Below are 20,640 nucleotides of genomic sequence, written 5' to 3'. Positions count from 1 at the left end.
GGCTTGGCAGCGCTGGAAAGCCCTATTGCGCGCTTACCGGCGCCAGATTGAGGCGGCGGATCTCGATCGCCGGGCAATGATCCATCACCACCTTCAGCCCGGCCGCCTCCGCGCGGGCGGCCGCTGCCTCATTGATAACGCCCAACTGCATCCAGACCGACTTCGCGCCCGCGCCAATGGCGTCGTCCACCGCCTCGCCCGCCGCCTCGCTGCGGCGGAAGATGTCGACCATGTCGATCGGCACGCCGATATCGGCCAGCCGTCCCCAGACGAATTCGCCATGGACATGCTCGCCTGCAATCTGCGGATTGACCGGCAGGACGCGATAGCCATGGTCCTGAAGCACTTTCATCACGCCATAGCTTGGCCGGTCGGGCCGGTCGGAAATGCCGACCAGGGCGATGGTGCGGGTTTCGGTCAGAAGATCGGCAATATCCTGCGCAGCGGTGAGTGGCATAAGGCGGCTCCTTGTTCGGCGTCCTTCAGATGGAAAGGACGCAGGAACCGCGCAAGCCGTTCCGCCCACCCCAATTCTTCAGGCCGCGCCCTTCAGCCATGCCGCCACCTTCTCCGCGATCGCGCGGAAGGCAGCGCCGTGCGCGTCGTCGCCAGCCGCCGGCGGATCGCCGGCATCGGACCGGCGGCGAATGTCGATGGCCAGCGGTATCCGGCCGAGAAACGCCATACCCATCTCTCCCGCCGCCGCTTCGGCGCCGCCCGTGCCGAAAGGATCGGATTGCTCGCCGCAATGCGGACAGGCATAGCCCGCCATATTCTCGACCAGGCCAATCATCGGCACATGGGTCTGTTCGAACAGGCTGACGGCGCGGGTGGCGTCGATCAGGGCCAGATCCTGCGGCGTCGAAACGATCACCGCGCCCGCAGGCTTGTGCTTCTGCACCATGGACAGCTGAACGTCGCCAGTGCCGGGCGGCATGTCGACGACCAGCAATTCGGCGTCGCCCCAGTCCGCATCGATCAGTTGCGAAAGCGCATTGCCCGCCATCGGCCCGCGCCAGGCCAGCGCCTTGCCCGGCTCGACGAGATGCGCCATCGACAGCATCGGAATGCCGAAGGGGCTTTCCACGGGGATGAGCTGCTTGTCCTTCGCCTGCGGCTTGCTGCCCTCGCTCGCCATCAGCCGCGCCTGCGACGGGCCGTAAATGTCGGCGTCGACCAGCCCGACCCGCACGCCCAGACGCTGGAGCGCGACCGCCAGATTGGCCGAAAGCGTCGATTTGCCGACGCCGCCCTTGCCCGACGCGACCGCAATGATCTTCAGCGGTCTACGCTCGGCGGTCATGGCGATGCGCACATCCTGCACCCCCGGCACGGTCAGCGCGCCCTCCCGTATCGCGGCAGCGACGGCATCGCGCTGCTGCTCCGACAGCCCAGCCACATCCAGCGCCAGCGTCATCACGCCTTCCCTGATGCGCGGCGCACTGGCCCGGCCGTCGGTGAGCGTTTTCAGGCGGGCGGCAAAATCTTCAAGCTCGGTCATGGCAGCGCCCTCTACCCCATTTTTGTCCTGTAGCGACATCATTCGAAACAATAATCGTTGCGAAGGGCACTGTTTTTCGACGGAGAGCCTTCCTATAGAGGAGCAATGAAGAGAATTTTCGGGTGGATGCCGGGCATTGCGAGCGCCATGGCCCAGGGTCCCTGGGGTGGCAAGAGCGACGGTCCGGACGGGAGCGAGGGCAAGGGCAGCGAAGGCGGCCCGCGCAACCCATGGACACAACCGGGCCGACCCTCCGGCTCCAAGGGGCCTTCCGCTATTGAGGAACTGCTCCGCCGCAGCAAGGAAAGCTTCGGCCAGGGCGGCGGCGGCGGTTTTGGCAACCTGCCTCCCCGGCCTTCGGGCAAGGCGCTCTGGCCCGTGGCCATCGGCATATTGGTCCTGCTGTGGCTGGTGCTGACCTGTTTCCACCGTGTCGGCCCACAGGAACGCGGCGTGGTGACGCTGCTGGGCAAATATAGCCGCACCCTCTCGCCGGGCATCAGCCTGACGCTGCCAGCGCCGCTCGAAAATGTCACCACCGTCGATGTGGAGGAAATCCGCACCATTGATGTCGGCTCGACCCGCGCCGAAAGCGAAAATCTGGTGCTGACCGGCGACCAGAACATTATCGACCTCGCCTATTCGGTCCGCTGGAACATCCGCAGCCCGGAACTTTACCTGTTCCAGCTGTCCGATCCCGACGCCTCGGTCCGGGAAGTCGCGGAAAGCGCGATGCGATCGGTTGTCGCCAGCGTGAGCCTGGAGGATGCTCTGGGCGCCGGCCGCACCGAGATCGAGCAGCAGGTCGAGCAGCGGATGCAGGAGATACTGAACGGCTACAAGTCGGGTATCCTCGTGCAGGGCGTCGCAATCAAGCAGGCCGATCCGCCGACTGCGGTGAATGACGCGTTCAAGGCCGTGTCCGCCGCACAGCAGACGGCCCAGACCTACCTCAACGAAGCCCGCGCCGCCGCGCAGCAGGTCACGGCCAAGGCGCAGGGCGAGGCTGCGGCTTTCGACAAGGTCTATGAGCAGTACAGGCTCTCGCCCGATGTGACCCGCCGCCGCATGTACTATGAAACCATGGAGGGCGTCCTGTCGAACGTCGACAAGACCATCGTCGAAGGCGGTAACGTGACGCCGTTCCTGCCGCTGCCAGAACTCAAGCGCCGGGCGCAGGGCAGTTCGGCCCAGAATGCCGCAGCAGCAACCGAGGAGGGGCAGTGATGCCGGGCCTGATCCGTCACCCCGTTGCGCTGGCGCTGCTGGCCATCGCCGCTTTGCTGCTGATCGGCAGCACTATAGCCATCGTGCCGGAAACCAAGCAGGGCGTCATCGTGCGCTTCGGTGATCCCAAGAAGATCATCAACCGCTACCGCCCGAACGAGGATTTCGGCAAGACAGGCGCCGGCGTCATCCTGCGCTGGCCGTTCATCGACCAGATCGTCTGGATCGACAAGCGCGTCCTGTCGGTGGAGATGGAGCGCCAGCAGGTGTTGTCCACCGACCAGCTGCGCCTGCAGGTCGACGCCTTCGCCCGCTATCGCATCGTCGATCCGCTGCGCATGTATATTTCGGCGGGCAGCGAGGATCGCGTGTCCGACGCGCTGCGGCCGATCCTGGGTTCCGCTTTGCGAAACGAGCTGGGCAAGCGGCCCTTCGCGGCGCTGCTCTCGCCCGAGCGCGGGCAGGTGATGGACAATATCGAGGCAGGCCTGAACCGCGTCGCCCGCCAATATGGCGCGCAGATCGTCGACGTGCGGATCAAGCGAGCGGACCTGCCCGACGGCGCGCCGCTGGAAAGCGCCTTTACCCGCATGCGCACCGCGCGCGAGCAGGAAGCGCTGACCATCCGGGCACAGGGTTTGAAGCAGGCGCAGATCATCCGCGCCGAAGCGGACGCAAACGCCGCGCGCATCTATTCGGACAGTTTTGGCAAGGACGCGCAATTTTACGATTTCTATCGCGCCATGCAGGCTTATCGCTATACTTTTGCGCCCGACAAACAGGGATCAACCGCCATGGTCCTGTCCCGCGACAATGATTTTCTGAAGCAGTTTCAGGGAGGACGCTGAGGGGGACGCGTCGGTCAGATCGACCGGCGCACTGATAAACCGGTGAAGTAAGGATTGATTTCATTACGGAACCAGCGTCATTCAATGAGGGTTAAGGCAAAGCGGCGCATCCCACTCTCCCGCAGAGTCCCGCTTTTCCTTCGCAAGTTCATGAGAGGACCGTCACGAGTGCGTTACGCTTATGCCATTACCGGCGCCCTGCTTCTCGGTGGCACCGCCATTGCCGTAACCTCCAGCCCGAATGTCGGCGCGCAGGTCGCGCAGAATGAGGGCATGCAGGCCGCTGCCCCCGCCGGCGCTCCCGCGAGCCTTGCCGACATGGTCGAAAAGCTCCAGCCTGCCGTGGTCAACATCTCGACCAAGCAGCGGGTGCAGGTGCAAAATCCCTTCGCCGGAACGCCTTTCGGCGACCTGTTCGGCCAGCAGGGCAGCAAGCCCCAGACCCGTCAGGCCCAATCGCTGGGGTCGGGCTTCATCATTTCCGCTGACGGCTATATCGTCACCAACAACCATGTGGTGTCCGCCGGTGCCGAGGGCGCCAGCGTCGATTCCATCACCGTGACGCTCACCAACAGCGAGGAATATTCCGCCAGGCTGGTCGGCCGCGATCCCGCGACCGACATCGCCGTGCTCAAGATCGAACCGAAAAAGGCCCTCCCCTTCGTCAAGTTCGGCGACAGCACCAAGGCGCGCGTCGGCGACTGGGTGATCGCGATCGGCAACCCCTTCGCGCTTTCGGGCACGGTGACGGCGGGCATCATCTCCGCCGTGCATCGCGGCACCGGCGGCACCTATGACAAGTTCATCCAGACCGACGCGTCGATCAATCAGGGCAATAGCGGCGGCCCGATGTTCGACATGCGCGGCAATGTGATCGGTATCAACAGCCAGATCCTTTCGCCTTCGGGCGGCAATGTCGGCATCGGCTTCGCCATCCCTTCGGAACAGGCGGCCCCGATCGTCGACACGCTGCGCAAGGGCCAGAGTGTCAAGCGCGGCTATCTGGGCATCCAGATCAGCCCGCTCGGGGAAGATCTGGCGGACTCGCTGGGTCTTGCCAAGAATCGCGGCGAGTTCGTGCAGGGTGTCGAGCCGGGCAAGGGCGCCGACAAGGCCGGGATCAAGGCGGGCGACGTGATCGTCAGCGTCGCGGGTCAGGAAGTGACGCCCGACCAGAATCTTTCATCCATCGTCGCGAACCAGCCCATTGGCGGGCGCGTGCCGATCGTGCTGTTGCGCAACGGCCAGCGCCAGACGGTGACCGCCATCGTTGGCGAGCGTCCCTCCGAGGACGAGCTGAACGCCTTTGCCCAGCAACAGGATGATGATTTCAGCCAGCAGCCGGACGGCCAGTCCAACAATGGTCAGGCCACGCAGCAATCGCTGGGCATCTCCGCCATTCCGCTGACCTCGACCATCATCCGCCAGCTCGGCATTGCCGCCGACACGCGGGGTATCGTGATCACGGCCGTCGACGGGTCCACCGATGCCGGTGCCAAGGGCCTGCGTCGGGGCGACGTGATCATCAGCGCGAACAACCGTCCGGTTGCCACCCAGGCGGACCTCGACGCGCAGGTCAGGGCGGTGTCGGCGCAGGGCCGCAGCGCGATCCTGCTTCAGGTGCTGCGTCGCGGTCAGCCTGCGGTATTCCTGCCCGTGCGGCTGCGCGACAAATAAGAAGCTGAAAACCAGCGGATCGTTACGGGTCGCGCTTGCCGGAAACCCTGCCTCGCCTCTACAAAGAGGATGGCAGACTCCGGCGGGTGCGGCCCGTCACTTTTGGGGAGCATGACGCAGATGAGCGACGGGATTTTCATAGGCCTTGGCGCGCCGGACAAGGATGGCGGCATTCCCCAGACGCTCAATCTGAGGCGCGCCAACCGCCACGGCCTGATCGCGGGCGCGACCGGCACCGGCAAGACAGTGACGCTTCAGGGCCTCGCGGAAAGTTTTTCGGCGCTCGGCGTCCCCGTCTTCCTTGCGGATGTGAAGGGTGACCTGTCCGGCATCTCCATGGCCGGTTCCCCGACCGCGAAAAATGCCGACAAGCTCGTCGCTCGCACCAAGGAAATCGGCATCGAAAATTACAGCTATGCCGACAATCCCGCCATTTTCTGGGATCTCTATGGCGAGCAGGGCCATCCGGTCCGCACCACCGTCAGCGAAATGGGGCCGCTGCTGCTCTCCCGCCTGATGGGCCTTAACGAAACGCAGGAAGGCGTGCTGTCGATCGCCTTCAAATATGCCGATGAACAGGGTCTGCTGCTGCTCGACCTGGGCGATTTGCAGGCGATGCTGGCCTATTGCGCCGAAAATGCCGACACCCTCTCCGCCCAATATGGCAATGTGACCAAGGCCAGCGTCGGCGCGATCCAGCGCCAGCTGCTCCAGCTGGAAAGTCAGGGGGGCGCGCATTTTTTCGGCGAACCGGCGCTCGACATTCACGATATGCTGAAGGTCGACGATCAGGGCCGCGGCTATGTAAACGTTCTGGCCGCCGACAAGCTGATGCAGAGTCCCAAGCTCTACGCCACCTTCCTGCTCTGGCTGCTGTCCGAACTGTTCGAGACGCTGCCCGAAGTCGGCGATCCGGACAAGCCGGTCCTCGTCTTCTTTTTCGACGAGGCACATCTTCTGTTCGACGATGCGCCCAAGGCGCTGATCGACAAGATCGAGCAGGTCGTCCGCCTGATCCGCTCCAAGGGCGTCGGCGTCTATTTCGTGACGCAGAACCCGATCGACATTCCGGAGGACGTCGCGGGCCAGCTTGGCAACCGCGTCCAGCACGCGCTGCGCGCCTTCACCCCCCGCGACCAGAAGGCGATCAAGGCCGCCGCCGACACGTTCCGGGTCAACCCGGACCTGAATGTCGAAACCGCGATCATTGAACTCAGGGTCGGCGAGGCTCTGGTGTCGCTGTTGCAGGAGGATGGCTCGCCCGGCATCGTCCAGCGCACGCTGATTGCCCCGCCCCGCTCGCGCCTTGGCCCGGTCGATGCCAGGGAACGGGCGATCATCCAATCCATATCCCCCTGCGCGGACAAATATGACACGGCCGTCGACCGCGAATCCGCCGAGGAAATCCTCGCGGCGCGGGGGCAGGCCGCCGCCGCAGCAGCACAGGCCTCCAAGGCCCAGGCGGAAGCCGACAGGGCCGCCGCTGCCCAGGCCAGGGCCGAGGCGAAGCAGCGCGAGCAGCAACTGAAGGAACAGGCCCGGCAGGAAGCAGCAGCAGCCCGCGACGCCGCCAGACCCTCCTCCTTCGACAAGGCGATCCAGTCTGCCACCCGCTCCGCCGCTTCGTCGGTAGGGCGTCAGGTCGCCAACGAATTGGGCCGCGCCGTGTTCGGGGGATCGAGCCGTAAAAGTTCGGGTGGTCTCGCGGGCCAATTGGTGCGCGGCATATTGGGCAGCCTGTTCAAATAGGCCAAGGAGAGGAGAAACCGCCATGCACAAGACGCTGATGGGTATTTTAGGGCTGGTTTTGGCCCTCCCGGCTCCTACCTCTGCGCGTGCGCAGGATTATCGCGATCTGCACCGCGCCGTCGACGCGGCCATCGTCAGCGACATCGCCCGCGACCGACAGGCTGAACGCGACGCCAGGCGTCAGCCCTATGCCTCCCCCGGCTATGGCCGGATCGAAACCGCCACAGCCGCCCGCAACGCCTGCGCTGCCAAGGCGCGGGAAGAGGCGGGGCCGGGCACCAAGGTTCTCGGCCGGATTGCCGCGAGCACCATGTCGACGGGGTGGGAAGTAGAGGGTGAGGTCGGCCCCTTTGACGGTCGGCGCTCGGTTCCGTTCGTCTGCTCCGTGCGCAATGGGTCGGTCAGCGGAATCATGCTCCAACCCGACGACTAAGGCGTTGCGATCCGGCTGAAAGCTGGATCATTCTTGCCTCAATTATCGCTGCACTCTTTCTCTGGTCGCGCGGTTGCGATTGGCATTGCGCAGGCGCTAAGGAGGAGCCATGCACAGCCCCTCTACCCCCCGCCACCCGTTGAGCTTCGGCAATTTCCGGGCGTATCTGCTGGGGCGGCTGACGGCAGTGCTGGCGCAATATGCCATGATGATCGTTCTCGCGTGGCAGGCCTACAATGTCGCGCGCGAAACCATGGGCACGGCGGGAGCGTCCGCCCAGCTCGGCCTGATCGGTCTGGCGCAGTTCGTACCGCTCTTCTTCCTGACCCCCGTGACGGGATGGGTTGCGGACCATTTCGACCGGCGAAAGATCACCCGCTTCACGCTGACGCTGCTGGTGCTGGCATCGGGAACGCTGGCCTTCGCCACCTATGAAGGCTGGGTCAGCCTGCCGCTGATCTTCGGCATCGCCGCCATCGTCGGCATTGCCCGCGCCTTCAACGGGCCTGCCTACAGCGCGCTCGCCCCCAATCTGGTGCCGCGCGAAGTGCTGCCCAATGCCATCGCCATTTCCAGCGTCGTCTGGCAGGCCGGCATGATCGCGGGGCCGGCACTGGGCGGCTATGCCTATGCGATCCAGCCCTGGGGCGCCTATGCGCTGGCGTCCGGCCTGTTCGCCGTGGCGCTGCTCTGCATGCTGATGATCGGCCCGGTGCCCCAGCCGCCCCGCGACACAAGCCGCCATCCGATACGCCAGATGATCGACGGCCTCGCCTATGTGCGCGGCAACAGACTGGTTCTGGCAACGATCACGCTCGATCTTTTCGCGGTGCTGCTGGCGGGGGCCACCGCGCTGCTGCCGGTCTACGCCCGCGACATATTGCATGTGGGGTCGGCGGGTCTGGGCCATCTGGCCGCCTCTCCCGGCATCGGCGCGGGGGTCACGGCGCTTTTCTTCTCCTTCCGCCCGATGAAGACGGAGGTCGGTCTCAAGATGCTGGGCGCGGTCATCCTGTTCGGCATCGCCACCATCATCTTCGGCGGCACCGCCTTCCTGCCACGAACAATCGCTCCGGAAGTGGGCATCGCCGCGCTGATCCTGCTGGGGTCGGCCGACATGGTGTCGGTCTATGTGCGCCAGTCGCTGATCCAGCTCCACACGCCGGACGAAATGCGCGGCCGCGTGTCCAGCCTGTCGCAACTCACCATTTCCGCGTCGAACGAACTGGGCGAGGCGGAGTCAGGCTTCCTTGCAGCGCTGGTCGGCCCGGTCGCGGCAGTGATCGGCGGCGGGATCGGTGCCATTCTCATCACTCTTGCCTGGGCAAAGCTCTTTCCAGAAATTCGCCTTGCCCGTACCTTCGACCTACCTCAAACCCTACCCGAACAAAGGGCGGCCGAACCCACCCAGGAGAAAGCTCTATGAAGGCATCCAGCATATTGGAAACCATCGGCAACACGCCGCATATCCGCGTCAACCGGCTGTTCGCCGATGCACCGGAAGGCGCGGAAGTGTGGATCAAGTCCGAGCGCTCCAACCCCGGCGGGTCGATCAAGGACCGAATCGCCCTGTCGATGATCGAGGCGGCCGAAGCGTCGGGCGACCTGAAACCCGGCGGCACCATCATCGAGCCGACATCGGGCAATACCGGCGTGGGTCTGGCGATGGTCGCGGCGGTCAAAGGCTATAAGCTGATCCTCGTCATGCCCGAAAGCATGAGCCTGGAGCGCCGCCGCCTGATGCTGGCCTACGGCGCCAGCTTCGACCTGACGCCCCGCGAAAAGGGCATGAAGGGCGCCATCGAGCGGGCGTTGGAACTGGTCGATCAGACACCCGGTTCGTGGATGCCGCAGCAGTTCGAAAATCCTGCCAATATCGACGTCCATGTCCACACCACGGCGCAGGAGATCGCGGTCGACTTCGCCGACGCGCCGATCGACGTGCTGATCACCGGCGTCGGCACCGGCGGTCACATCACCGGCACGGCCGAAGTGCTGAAGAAGCTCTGGCCGAACCTCAAAGTCTATGCGGTCGAGCCGACCCTGTCGCACGTCATCAGCGGCGGCCAGCCCGGCCCGCACCCGATTCAGGGCATCGGCGCGGGCTTCATTCCGGCGAATCTCCACACCCAGCTGCTGGACGGGGTGATCCAGGTCGATCCCGCCGACGCCAAGGAGTTCGCACGCAGGGCCGCCCGCGAGGAAGGCGTGCTGGTCGGCATTTCGTCGGGCGCCACGCTCGCCGCCATTGCCCAGAAGCTGCCGGAACTTGCCCCCGGCAGCCGCGTTCTGGGTTTCAACTATGACACCGGCGAACGCTATCTGTCGGTGCCCGATTTCCTGCCCGAATAACGCCCGGGAACAGGCAGGGCTGGAGCGGGCATGACCGACACTTCCATTGGCGACCAGCCGCATCGCGCCCAACCGCATCGCGCAATGTGGCTGGTCTGGCTGCTCTTGTTCGTCGGCCTGCCCGCTCTGATCGCCGCGTGGGAAGCGCGCGCGCCAAAGGCCAAGGCAACGCGCATCGGCGTCGTGGCCGCTGCACGACTGAAGCGGCCCAGCACCCCGCCGCCCCCCGTCGAGCCCGTCGATTTTTATGCGCTGGGCCGGGATCAGGCGCGGGCTTTCAACGCGGCCGTCCCCTTTTCCCGCCTGCCCAACCCCGCGGCGCGCCCCTTCCTGTTCACCGGTTCCGAAACCGACCTTGCCCGCGCCACCGATTGCCTTGCGGCAGCACAGATCTATGAGGCGGGCGACGATGCGGTCGGCGAACGAGCGGTGGCGCAGGTCGTGCTCAACCGGGTACGCCATCCCGCCTTTCCCAAGACCGTCTGCGGCGTCGTCTTTCAGGGTCAGGAGCGCGCCACCGGCTGCCAGTTTACCTTCACCTGCGACGGCGCGCTGACCCGCACGCCGACACAGGCAGCCTGGGAAAGGGCGCGGGACATCGCCAGATCCGCGCTGGCGGGCAAGGTCTACAGGCCGGTCGGATATGCGACCCACTATCACACCAATTGGGTCGTCCCCTATTGGAGCGGCAGCCTGGACAAGATCGGCGCGGTGGGCACCCACCTCTTTTTCCGCTGGCGCGGCTGGTGGGGAACGCCCCCCGCGTTCCGCCGGACCGGAGAGAATGGCGAGCCGCTCATCCAGCGCATTGCCCGGCTGTCCGCTGCGCACCAGAATGGCCCCGAAGCGGGTCCCGGCGCCTCGCCGCTGCTTCTGGCCGGTGGTGCGATCACCGATCTGGTTGCCCGGCCCCAGCAGATGATCGGTTCGGATTCGCTGGGCAAGATGATGGCCGGGGTGCGGCTGATCGCCATCGCGCCGGGGGCGAAAAGCTTCCTTGTGGAACTGGGCCATGGCGCGGCGCCAGACAGCTGGCCGATGCTGTCCCAGACCTTCTGCGCGGGTCGGCCGGAATGTCGGATCATGGCATGGCGCGCTGGGGGTGCACCCGCCGGCCTGCCGCTATCGGGCGACCAGATGGAGAATATGGCTTTCGCCTATATCCACAACAGCGCAACGGGATTGCAGCGATCCTTGTGGAATTGCACCAGCACGCCCCGCGCCAACAAGGATGAGTGCATGCGTCAGCGCCTGCCTGCTGCCGCCGTCCCGCCATCTGCCCCAGCGCCGGAGCTGGCCGGGGTGCGCCGCAGGAACCGGTTCGAAACGGTCAAGATAGCGCCGCCTTCAGTGCCGGTGGTTCCTCCACAGGTCGCCCTGCCCACGGCCCAACCCTAATTCCAAGCGAACGGAACCGATCGTTCGTCAAGAAATCGCGGAAAACAAAGAATCCAGAGTGGCGATCTGATTCAATCAGATCGAAATCCGCTCTGGTCCTCGAAAGGCCCCAGCCGCGGCAAAGCAGCGACGCGCGCGACCAGTTCGGACTGGCGGCTGCAATCCAGCTTCACATAGATATTCTTGATCTGCGTCCGCACGGTGTTGAGCGCGACGCCCCGCTCGGCCGACAATTCCTCCAGCCCGCGCCCTGCGCAGATCGCTTCGGCCACCTCTGCCTCTGCGCGGGTCAGGCCGTAAAGCGCCCGGATGCGGCTGGTCAGACTGGCATCGCGCCCCGTCGGATCGGTGGCGATGGCGACGATCTGCCGGTCCATGCCGACCCGGACGGAGGCAATGGACAGCACATAGGGCGCGCCCTGCTCGCGATGGATGAAGATCGCGCTGGCCTGCGTGCCCTGCCGCGCCGCAGCCGCCCGCAAGGCCGCCTGAAACGCCTCGTCGTCGCGTGGATCCCGCGCCTTGACCTGTCGTTGGCGCAGGGTCAGCGCGTCGCCCCGGCGGAGCATGGCGTCGGCCGCGCCATTGCCGTCGATCAGCGCGCCGTTGGCGGTCAGGGTGAAGACGGCATGTCCCACCATGTCGAGCGCGGCCTGCAGGGACCGGCCATGCTGATTGGCCCGGTCGAGCTTGCTGCGGATCGCGAACATGCGGCCGATATGGCCCATGGCGTCCTGCATCGCCTGCACTTCCCGTGTGTCGAAGGGCTGTTGCGTGCGTCCGCGGTGCAGACCGATATGGCCGGTCGTCCCATCCTTCTGGATGATGCCGCCCAGACAGCGGAAGGTGTCGTCGCCCATGGCGCGAATCCACTCATTATAGATCCGGCTGCCCTCATAAGCGCGGTCGGGCACGATCGCCTCAATGTTCAGCAGGCGGTTGACCGTGTCGGACCGATCCAGCGCAGCGCCCCAAATATCATCGGCGTGAAACTCGTCATCATAGACGGCCATTTGCGCGTCGGAAAAATAACCCGAATAGGAAATCTCCGCGATATGCTGGGGCGCAAAGCCCCAATGCAGCACCCCCGATCGCGCGCCTACAGCATCGGCCAGCGTTGCCGCCAGCCGTTCGAACACCCCGTCATCGGTCGCGGCGTCGTAAATTTCTTCCGTGCGTATCACAGCACTGCCTCAACTCTATCCCCCCTCGACTCGATCAAGGAAAGGGCCGAAAGTCAATTTAACGAGATTAAGCACAGAGATTTTTTGCGGCATTGCACAAACCCGACACCAACCCGTTCAAATAGGGTGAATTTGGGCGTAAGGCGCTGATCGTGGACCTCTTCGCCGCCCCCCACCCCATCGATGCATATGAGGAAACTGCCCTGTCGCGCTGGTTGCCGGTGGTCGCTCTATCGGCGATCACGCTCCTGATCCAGGGGACGACCCTCATGTCACTGGGCGTTTTCCTGCCCAGCATGGCTGGGGATTTCGGTGGACAGGCAGGCAGCGCCGCCACCGCCTTCCTGCTGGCGATGAGCGTCGTCAGCCTCCCGGCGGGCTGGACGCTCGACCGGGCCGGGGCGCGGCCGGTCCTGCTGACCGGCATAATTTTGAGCGCCGCAGGATTCGCGCTGGCGTCACTGGCGCAGAACCGCCTTTGGCTGGCCGCGGCGATGGCCGTGGCCGGCGCAGGCGTCGGCGCGTCGACCATCGTTCCCGGCATCGCCATCATCACCCGCCTGCACCTCATGCGGCGCGGACTGGCGCTCGCGCTGTTCCTGGGAGCGGCTGTGGCCGCCGGAGCGGTGATCCCGCCCTTTGTCGGTGCGGCCATCCGTCATCAGGACTGGCGCGTGGCCATGGTGTCGAGCGCGCTGGTCATCGCGCTGGCCTGTCCGCTGCTGGTGTGGCTGGTTCCCGGCGGCAGGATCAGGGCGGAACCGGACCATGCCCGATCGACCTGGGCGGCGCTATGCAGCATGGATTTCTGCCGGTTCGTGCTGGCGATGACCTTGCTCCAGCTGGCGATCAATGGCGTGCTGTTCGCGGCGGTCGACGCGCTGATGGCGCAGGGCATGACGCAGCCGGGCGCGGTCGCCGCCTATAGCGCCGCCAATCTGCTCGGCCTGCCCGCTCTGCTGATGGGCGGTGTGGCGGCAGACCGGCTGGGCGCCCGGCCCAGCCTGATCGCAGCCGCGCTGCTGCTGGCGATCGGGACGGTTGCACTGACCGGGGTGCGTGCCATGGGCGTGCCGGGGGTGGCGGCCTTCATCCTGTTCTGGGGCATCGCCAGCGCACTGCCCGGCCAATCGGGATCGATGCTGCTGGCCGATATGGTGCCACCCGGTGCCTTTTCGCGGACCTTGGGCCTTAACACCGCGATCATCAGCCTGATCGGCGCGTTGGCGCCGGTCTGGACCGACCTGATGCGGCAGGCGGGGGGCGGCTTCCGGCTGCCGGTGCTGGTCTATGCGGCGTTGGCGCTCCTGTCGGCGCCGCTGATCGCGCTGCTCCGCCCTTCAAACGCCAAAACTGGCTGAAAGGCCGATGATGCGCGGCCGCTGCACCATTTCCCGGAGCGGAGAACCTGTTACCGGCGCCAGTTCCGCATTGCGATACAGCACCGCACGGCTGTCGAGCAGATTGTCGACAAAGGCGGAAAGCTGCCAACCACCCCGCCCGACGCCGATGCGCAGGAGCAGAATGTCGCTCCCATCCCCTTCATAAACGCGCGGGTCATGGGCCACGGACCGGCGCGACGGCGCGCGGCGATAGCGCCCGGCATGCTGCCATTCGGATCGGATGAAGCCGTTCAGCCCCCGCAGGGCAAAGGCATATTCCGCCGCCAGCGTCCCCGACCAGCGCGGCACATAGGGCACCCGGTCCCCCGCCGCGACGATGCTGCCCGTCCCGTCCGCATTGGGCAGCCCGACATGGCGGCGGAAACGGGCGTCGACCAAGCCCAGCGACAGGTTGATGGTCAGCGGCGGCACCGGCTTTGCCTGCACGGCCAGTTCCATCCCCTGATTGCGCGCCGCGCCCAGATTATCGACATAGGAAAAGCCGCAATTGGGCAGCGCGATCGACTGCTGAATATTGCGCCAGTCGATGCGAAAGGCCGCGAGCGAGAGGTTCAACGCCCGCCCCCCGGCCTTCGCCCCGGCCTCATAGCTCCAGAGCGAATCCGGCGCATAGCTGTCCGGGGCCGTCCTGCGGCCCAATGCCGAAAGATCGGCGGCGCAACTGCCTGCGGGCACGGGGCCATTGGTGCCCCCGCCCCGGAATCCCTTTCCCGCGCTCAGATAGAGAAGACCTTGTTTCGCTGGACGCCATGACAGGCTGACATAGGGCGTGACCGGCGTGCCGCTCTGACGCCGGGGACCGACCGCGTTGCCGCCTCCGGCGAAGGGGCCCTCCGACATCAGGCGGAAACGCAGCGGATTATAGGAGACGCGCATCCCCGCCGTCATTTCCCAGCGCGGCGAAAAGGCCCAGCTCGCCTGACCGAAAGCGGCCAGAGTTCGCTCGCTGATCTGCTGGCGGCTGTGATAGCTCTGCCCGCCCGGCAGCAGCGGAAAGCCGAAAATATCCTCGATCGACAGGCCCAATTGCGCCTCGGCCAGATCCTCGATCCCCGGTTCCACCACGCGCTGTTCCATGACGATGCGCGAACGGCGATAAAAGCCGCCGATCAGCCAGCGCAGCCGCGCCTGCGGATCGTCCGAGGCGATGCGGATTTCCTGGGTGAAATTGCGCTGGGCAACGGTGGTGCGGCTATAGCTGCCGCCCGGCGTGCGGATGCCGGGGATCGCGCCGCCCAGCACGATCTCTCCGAAAAAGCCCGAATAATCGACGATCTGGACATTGTCCCGATCAAGCCATGCCGTGACGCTGGTGAGCGTCGCGCCGCCAAGGTCGAGCCGGGCGGTCAGGCTGGGCAGTAGGAACCGGTCGCGCCCCGGCTGGCGCAGGCTGGCGGACTGGCGAAAGGGACCGAGCGCGCTTTCGTAAAAGGGCAGGTCTGCGCGCTCGGTCTTCTGATAGAAAAGGGCCGGGGTCAGTTCCAGCCGCTCGCCCAGCGCCGCCTTGGCCGCGACCCGCAGGCCCAGCGCCGCGACATGGTCGATATCGTCCCGAACCGGCGCGCCGCTGGCCGGGTCAAGCCGATCGACGACGCCTGCGTCCCGGCGATAATAGGCGCTGGCCCGCAGGCCGACCTTCCCCGGCACGATGGCGCCGCCCAGCCCGACCTGCCATTCGCGGGTCATGCCCCCGCCCCTCACCGCGGCCAGCTCGCCGCTCGCCTGAACCGCCATGTCCGTCATTTCGGGCTGGCGCGTCAGATAGCGGATCGTTCCGCCCATGCTGCTGGCGCCGAACAGCGTCCCCTGCGGCCCCCGCAGCACCTCCACCCGTTCCACGTCGAAGCTGCGCAGATCGGGGTTGCCCGCCACCTCCAGCGAACGGATCTGAACCGGGACATCGTCGACATAAAGCCCGACGGTCGACGCACCGATATTGGAAAAGACACCGCGAAGCGTCGGCTGTTGCGCCCCGAATGCGCCCACCGTCGCAACCGCCAGATTGGGCACCGATCCGGCGATGTCCATCAACGTGTCGGCACCGCTGCGCTGCAACTGCCTGCTGCCGAGCCGCACCATGCTGATCGGCACGGCGCCTTCCTCCTCCGCCACACGGCGAGCGGTGACGATGACGATGTAATCTCGCGTGAGGCTGGCCTGATACGCCGCCTCCGCGCGCAGATCCTCCTGACCGCGCGCTGGCGCCGTGATGGTCAACAGCCCGATGGCCGCGCTGCAAAAGGGCGGCCATCGCTTCACGCCACGCACTGAATCAGGGCAAGGGGTTGAACAGACGGAGGATTCATTCCATCTCTCTACAAGAACGGCGGCCTGCATCAACCAGTCTGCATCAGGCGGGCAAAATCCCCACCCCCCTTCACAAAAGGATGAGCCGGGCCTATATGGGTCGTTCAAATCCGGTCCGCGCGGCGCCTCCCGGCGCTGCATGGACCGTCCCCCGGATCGCCCGGGGACCGGCTTCGAATAGCGCGCGAAACCGGCGGGATTGGGCGAAAAACGGCGGGTCACAAGACGCTGACAGTGCGGATCGGACAGTCCCGGCCCGCACTTTTTTGCGTGGCGGCTAAGGGACGAATCACCCCGAAAGCGGTCATGCAAAGGCTGAATTTTCGCTGCGATGCGAAAAAATGCGACGAACGAAACAGGCAGGATACGCAATGGCGACCAAGGCTCTCCCCACGATCAGCAATACCGGCGCGAAGAAGCGCATCAGAAAGGTATTCGGCGACATCCACGAAGTGGTGCAGATGCCGAACCTGATCGAAGTTCAGCGGGAGAGCTATGAACAGTTTCTCCGCTCGGACCCGTCGATCGGCTATGTCTCGGGCCTCGAAAAGACCCTGCGTTCGGTCTTCCCGATCCGCGATTTCGCGGGCACGGCGGAAATGGACTTCGTCCATTATGAGCTGGAAGAGCCGAAATATGACGTCGAGGAATGCCGTCAGCGCGGCATCACCTATGCGGCGCCGATGCGCGTAACCCTGCGTCTGATCGTGTTCGAAGTGGATCAGGACACCGAAACCCGCTCCGTGCTCGATATCAAGGAGCAGGACGTTTACATGGGCGACATGCCGCTCATGACCCAGAACGGCACCTTCATCGTCAACGGAACAGAGCGCGTCATCGTGTCGCAGATGCACCGCTCGCCGGGCGTGCTGTTCGACCATGACCGTGGCAAGACCCACTCGTCGGGCAAGTACCTCTTCGCCGCGCGCGTCATTCCCTACCGTGGCTCCTGGCTGGACTTCGAATTCGACGCCAAGGACATCGTCAACGTCCGCATCGACCGCAAGCGCAAGCTGCCGGTCACCGCGCTGCTCTATGCGCTGGGCCTGACGCCCGAGGACATGCTGGGCTATTTCTACAACAAGGTCACCTTCCTGCGCGGCGAGGGCGGATGGCAGATTCCCTATACCGCCGAAGCCTGGCGCGGCCAGAAGCCGGCCTTCGACATCGTCGACGCCAAGTCGGGCGAAGTCGTGTTCGCCGCAGGTCACAAGATTTCCCCCCGTGCCGCCAACAAGGCGGAGAAGGACGGGCTTGAGACGCTGCTGATCCCGACCGAGGAAGTCTATGGCCGCTACAGCGCCTATGACCTCATCAACGAGAATACCGGCGAAATCTACATTGAGGCCGGTGACGAAGTGTCGCCGGAAAATCTGGAGAAGCTGGACAAGGCCGGCATCGACCGCCTCGAACTGCTCGACATCGACCATGTCACCACCGGCCCGTGGATTCGCAACACGCTCAAGGCCGACAAGGCCGAGGAGCGCGATCAGGCGCTGGCCGACATCTATCGCGTGATGCGCCCCGGCGAACCGCCGACGAAGGAAACCGCCGAAGCTCTCTTCGCGGGCCTGTTCTTCGATCCGGAGCGCTATGACCTCTCGGCCGTGGGTCGCGTGAAGCTCAACATGCGCCTCGACCTCGATGCCGAGGATACCGTCACCACCCTGCGGGTCGAGGACATCCTCGCCGTGGTCAAGGAACTGGTGAATCTGAAGGACGGCAAGGGCGAGATCGACGACATCGACAATCTCGGCAACCGCCGCGTCCGCTCGGTGGGCGAGTTGCTGGAGAACCAGTATCGCGTCGGGCTTCTCCGCATGGAACGCGCCGTCAAGGAGCGCATGTCGAGCGTCGACGTCTCGACCGTGATGCCGAACGACCTCATCAACGCCAAGCCCGCGGTGGCCGCCGTTCGCGAGTTCTTCGGTTCCTCGCAGCTGTCGCAGTTCATGGACCAGACCAACCCGCTGTCGGAAGTCACCCACAAGCGCCGCGTGTCGGCGCTTGGGCCGGGCGGTCTGACCCGCGAGCGCGCCGGCTTCGAAGTCCGCGACGTTCATCCGACCCACTATGGCCGTATCTGCCCGATTGAAACGCCGGAAGGCCCGAACATCGGTCTGATCAACAGCCTTGCGACCTTCAGCCGCGTGAATAAATACGGCTTCATCGAAACGCCTTACCGCAAGGTGATCGACGGCAAGGTGACCAACGAGGTCGTCTATCTGTCGGCGATGGAGGAAGCCAAGCACACCATCGCGCAGGCGAATGCCGAGCTGAACGCGGACGGCACGCTGGCCGAAGACCTGATCTCGGCTCGTGAAGCGGGCGAATTCCTGATGGCCCCCAAGGACCACATCACCCTGATGGACGTCAGCCCCAAGCAGCTGGTGTCGGTCGCGGCCTCGCTCATTCCATTCCTGGAAAACGATGACGCCAACCGCGCGCTCATGGGTTCGAACATGCAGCGTCAGGCCGTGCCTCTGGTCCGCGCCGAGGCGCCGTTCGTCGGCACCGGCATGGAAGGCACGGTTGCGCGTGACTCGGGCGCTGCCATCGCGGCTCGCCGTGCGGGCATCATCGATCAGGTCGACGCGACCCGTATCGTGATCCGCGCCACCGGCGATATCGAACCCGGCCAGTCGGGCGTCGACATCTACACTTTGCAGAAGTTCCAGCGCTCCAACCAGGACACCTGCATCAACCAGCGTCCGCTGGTGAAGGTGGGCGACCTGATCGAGGCCGGCGACGTCATCGCCGACGGCCCGTCGACCGAGTTCGGCGAGCTGGCGCTGGGCCGCAACACGCTGGTCGCGTTCATGCCCTGGAACGGCTACAACTATGAGGACTCCATCCTGATCTCCGAGCGGATCGTGAAGGATGACGTCTTCACCTCGATCCATATCGAGGAATTTGAGGTCATGGCCCGCGACACCAAGCTGGGTCCGGAAGACATCACCCGCGACATTCCGAACGTCGGCGAGGAAGCGCTGCGCAACCTCGACGAGGCGGGCATCGTCTATATCGGCGCCGAAGTGGAGCCGGGCGACATTCTGGTCGGCAAGATCACCCCCAAGGGTGAATCGCCGATGACCCCGGAAGAAAAGCTGCTTCGCGCGATCTTCGGTGAAAAGGCAAGCGATGTGCGCGACACCTCGCTGCGGTTGCCGCCGGGCGTTGCCGGTACGGTCGTGGAAGTCCGCGTCTTCAACCGCCACGGCATCGACAAGGACGAGCGCGCCATGGCGATCGAGCGGGAGGAAATCGACCGTCTCGCCAAGGACCGCGAGGACGAACGCGCCATCCTCAACCGCGCGACCTTCAACCGTCTTCAGGAAATGCTGCTGGGCCAGACCGCCACGGCCGCTCCCAAGGGCGTGCGCAAGGGCGTGGAAATCGACGAAGCCCTGCTCGGCGAAGTCGAGCGTCATGAATGGTGGAAGTTCGCGGTTGCGGACGACCAGCGTCAGGCCGGCATCGAAGCCGTCAAGGCGCAATATGACGAAGCGGTGAAGCTGATCGTCGAGAAGTTCGAGGATCGCGTCGACAAGCTGCAGCGTGGCGACGAGCTGCCCCCGGGCGTGCTCAAGATGGTCAAGGTGTTCGTCGCGGTGAAGCGCAAGCTGCAGCCGGGCGACAAAATGGCCGGCCGTCACGGGAACAAGGGCGTCATTTCGCGCATCCTGCCGATCGAGGACATGCCGTTCCTCGAAGACGGCACCCATGTCGACATCGTGCTGAATCCGCTGGGCGTGCCGTCGCGCATGAACGTCGGGCAGATCTTCGAAACGCACCTCGGCTGGGCCGCGCGCGGCCTCGGCCAGCAGCTCAAGCATGCGCTGGAGGACTGGCGGGAAGCCAATCCGAACGCGCAGGCTGGCGAGATGCCGGATGCGGTCAAGACCCGCCTGCTGGAAACCTATGGCGAGCAATATGCCGACCAGATCAATGGCCGCACGGCCGAACAGATCGTCGACCTTGCCGAGCATCTCCAGCGCGGCGTGCCGATGGCAACCCCGGTGTTCGACGGCGCCCGCGAAGCTGACGTATCGGCGATGCTGGAACTGGCCGGCCTGCACTCTTCGGGTCAGTCGGACCTGTACGATGGCCGCACCGGCGATCGTTTCGACCGCAAGGTGACTGTCGGCATCATCTACATGCTGAAGCTGCACCACCTGGTCGATGACAAGATCCACGCCCGTTCCATCGGCCCCTACTCGCTCGTCACCCAGCAGCCGCTGGGCGGTAAGGCGCAGTTCGGCGGCCAGCGCTTCGGTGAAATGGAGGTGTGGGCGCTTCAGGCCTATGGCGCCGCCTACACGCTGCAGGAAATGCTGACGGTGAAGTCGGACGATGTGGTCGGCCGCACCAAGGTCTACGAAGCGATCGTCAAGGGCGACGACACGTTCGAGGCCGGCATCCCCGAAAGCTTTAACGTGCTGGTCAAGGAAATGCGCTCACTGGGTCTCAACGTCGAACTCGCCGCGATGGACGAGATCGAGGAAGACGGCGACGGCTTCGCGCAGGCGGCGGAATAAGGGGTGTTACCGGGCGCTGCCGG

General features: G+C 65.1%; 14 protein-coding genes. 10 read left to right on the top strand and 4 right to left on the bottom strand.

Annotation, left to right across the window (positions count from 1 at the left end; translation table 11 throughout):
• Positions 1-22: 22 nt before the first annotated feature.
• Both ACFC3J_RS12045 and ACFC3J_RS12040 read right to left on the bottom strand, forming a co-directional pair.
• On the bottom strand, positions 23-457 hold the full coding sequence (locus ACFC3J_RS12045) for a CoA-binding protein (RefSeq protein WP_375196411.1): 435 nt from the start codon (positions 455-457) through the stop codon (positions 23-25).
• A gap of 78 nt (positions 458-535) precedes the next feature.
• Complete coding sequence (locus tag ACFC3J_RS12040) at positions 536-1,501, bottom strand: P-loop NTPase (RefSeq protein WP_375196410.1); 966 nt, start codon at positions 1,499-1,501, stop codon at positions 536-538.
• A 105-nt stretch (positions 1,502-1,606) separates the two neighbouring features.
• On the opposite strand from ACFC3J_RS12040, the gene hflK reads away from it, so the two are divergent.
• The 8 genes from hflK to ACFC3J_RS12000 all read left to right on the top strand — a co-directional run bounded on the left by hflK (position 1,607) and on the right by ACFC3J_RS12000 (position 11,185).
• Positions 1,607-2,728, top strand: a complete 1,122-nt coding sequence (gene hflK / locus ACFC3J_RS12035) for an FtsH protease activity modulator HflK (protein ID WP_375196409.1) — start codon at positions 1,607-1,609, stop codon at positions 2,726-2,728.
• Positions 2,728-3,576, top strand: coding sequence for a protease modulator HflC (gene hflC / locus ACFC3J_RS12030; RefSeq protein ID WP_375196408.1), 849 nt, complete (start codon positions 2,728-2,730; stop codon positions 3,574-3,576). Before hflK ends, hflC begins: the two co-directional genes overlap by 1 nt.
• A gap of 168 nt (positions 3,577-3,744) precedes the next feature.
• Positions 3,745-5,253 (top strand): Do family serine endopeptidase, encoded by a 1,509-nt coding sequence (locus tag ACFC3J_RS12025; RefSeq protein ID WP_375196407.1) that lies wholly within the window; start codon positions 3,745-3,747, stop codon positions 5,251-5,253.
• A gap of 120 nt (positions 5,254-5,373) precedes the next feature.
• The gene (locus tag ACFC3J_RS12020; protein WP_375196406.1) at positions 5,374-7,002 is read left to right on the top strand and encodes a helicase HerA-like domain-containing protein; all 1,629 of its coding nucleotides are present in this window, start codon (positions 5,374-5,376) and stop codon (positions 7,000-7,002) included.
• A gap of 22 nt (positions 7,003-7,024) precedes the next feature.
• Positions 7,025-7,435: a hypothetical protein gene (locus tag ACFC3J_RS12015; RefSeq protein ID WP_375196405.1), complete on the top strand. Its 411-nt coding sequence runs from the start codon at positions 7,025-7,027 to the stop codon at positions 7,433-7,435.
• 109 nt (positions 7,436-7,544) lie between these two features.
• Positions 7,545-8,861, top strand: coding sequence for an MFS transporter (locus tag ACFC3J_RS12010; protein ID WP_375196404.1), 1,317 nt, complete (start codon positions 7,545-7,547; stop codon positions 8,859-8,861).
• The gene (gene cysK / locus ACFC3J_RS12005; protein ID WP_375196403.1) at positions 8,858-9,787 is read left to right on the top strand and encodes a cysteine synthase A; all 930 of its coding nucleotides are present in this window, start codon (positions 8,858-8,860) and stop codon (positions 9,785-9,787) included. Before ACFC3J_RS12010 ends, cysK begins: the two co-directional genes overlap by 4 nt.
• 30 nt (positions 9,788-9,817) lie before the next feature.
• A complete protein-coding gene (locus ACFC3J_RS12000) occupies positions 9,818-11,185 on the top strand; it encodes a cell wall hydrolase (RefSeq protein ID WP_375196402.1) in 1,368 nt (455 codons plus the stop codon).
• Positions 11,186-11,256: 71 nt separating this feature from the next.
• Here ACFC3J_RS12000 and ACFC3J_RS11995 read toward each other — a convergent pair whose 3' ends face one another.
• Positions 11,257-12,369, bottom strand: a complete 1,113-nt coding sequence (locus ACFC3J_RS11995; protein WP_375196401.1) for a helix-turn-helix transcriptional regulator — start codon at positions 12,367-12,369, stop codon at positions 11,257-11,259.
• A 152-nt stretch (positions 12,370-12,521) separates the two neighbouring features.
• Between ACFC3J_RS11995 and ACFC3J_RS11990 the strand changes: the two genes are divergently transcribed.
• Positions 12,522-13,730, top strand: a complete 1,209-nt coding sequence (locus ACFC3J_RS11990) for an MFS transporter (RefSeq protein WP_375196400.1) — start codon at positions 12,522-12,524, stop codon at positions 13,728-13,730.
• Here ACFC3J_RS11990 and ACFC3J_RS11985 read toward each other — a convergent pair.
• Positions 13,710-15,989, bottom strand: a complete 2,280-nt coding sequence (locus tag ACFC3J_RS11985; RefSeq protein WP_375196399.1) for a TonB-dependent receptor — start codon at positions 15,987-15,989, stop codon at positions 13,710-13,712. The genes ACFC3J_RS11990 and ACFC3J_RS11985 overlap by 21 nt on opposite strands.
• Before the next feature lie 461 nt (positions 15,990-16,450).
• Between ACFC3J_RS11985 and rpoB the strand changes: the two genes are divergently transcribed.
• Entirely contained in the window at positions 16,451-20,617 is a 4,167-nt protein-coding gene (gene rpoB / locus ACFC3J_RS11980; RefSeq protein WP_375196398.1) for a DNA-directed RNA polymerase subunit beta, read from the top strand.
• Positions 20,618-20,640 lie beyond the last annotated feature (23 nt).

Source organism: Sphingobium sp. (assembly GCF_041987595.1).
Taxonomy (GTDB): Bacteria; Pseudomonadota; Alphaproteobacteria; order Sphingomonadales; family Sphingomonadaceae; genus Sphingobium.
This window is presented reverse-complemented; position numbering and strand designations above follow the sequence as displayed.

What these genes read in the sequence shown, in the direction of transcription:
- hflC (WP_375196408.1), top strand. Translation starts at nt 2,728, where the DNA reads ATGCCGGGCCTGATCCGTCACCCCGTTGCGCTGGCGCTGCTGGCCATC.
- hflK (WP_375196409.1), top strand. Translation starts at nt 1,607, where the DNA reads ATGAAGAGAATTTTCGGGTGGATGCCGGGCATTGCGAGCGCCATGGCC.
- ACFC3J_RS12020 (WP_375196406.1), top strand. Translation starts at nt 5,374, where the DNA reads ATGAGCGACGGGATTTTCATAGGCCTTGGCGCGCCGGACAAGGATGGC.
- ACFC3J_RS12040 (WP_375196410.1), bottom strand. Translation starts at nt 1,501, where the DNA reads ATGACCGAGCTTGAAGATTTTGCCGCCCGCCTGAAAACGCTCACCGAC.
- rpoB (WP_375196398.1), top strand. Translation starts at nt 16,451, where the DNA reads ATGGCGACCAAGGCTCTCCCCACGATCAGCAATACCGGCGCGAAGAAG.
- ACFC3J_RS12015 (WP_375196405.1), top strand. Translation starts at nt 7,025, where the DNA reads ATGCACAAGACGCTGATGGGTATTTTAGGGCTGGTTTTGGCCCTCCCG.
- ACFC3J_RS12045 (WP_375196411.1), bottom strand. Translation starts at nt 457, where the DNA reads ATGCCACTCACCGCTGCGCAGGATATTGCCGATCTTCTGACCGAAACC.
- ACFC3J_RS12010 (WP_375196404.1), top strand. Translation starts at nt 7,545, where the DNA reads ATGCACAGCCCCTCTACCCCCCGCCACCCGTTGAGCTTCGGCAATTTC.
- ACFC3J_RS12000 (WP_375196402.1), top strand. Translation starts at nt 9,818, where the DNA reads ATGACCGACACTTCCATTGGCGACCAGCCGCATCGCGCCCAACCGCAT.
- cysK (WP_375196403.1), top strand. Translation starts at nt 8,858, where the DNA reads ATGAAGGCATCCAGCATATTGGAAACCATCGGCAACACGCCGCATATC.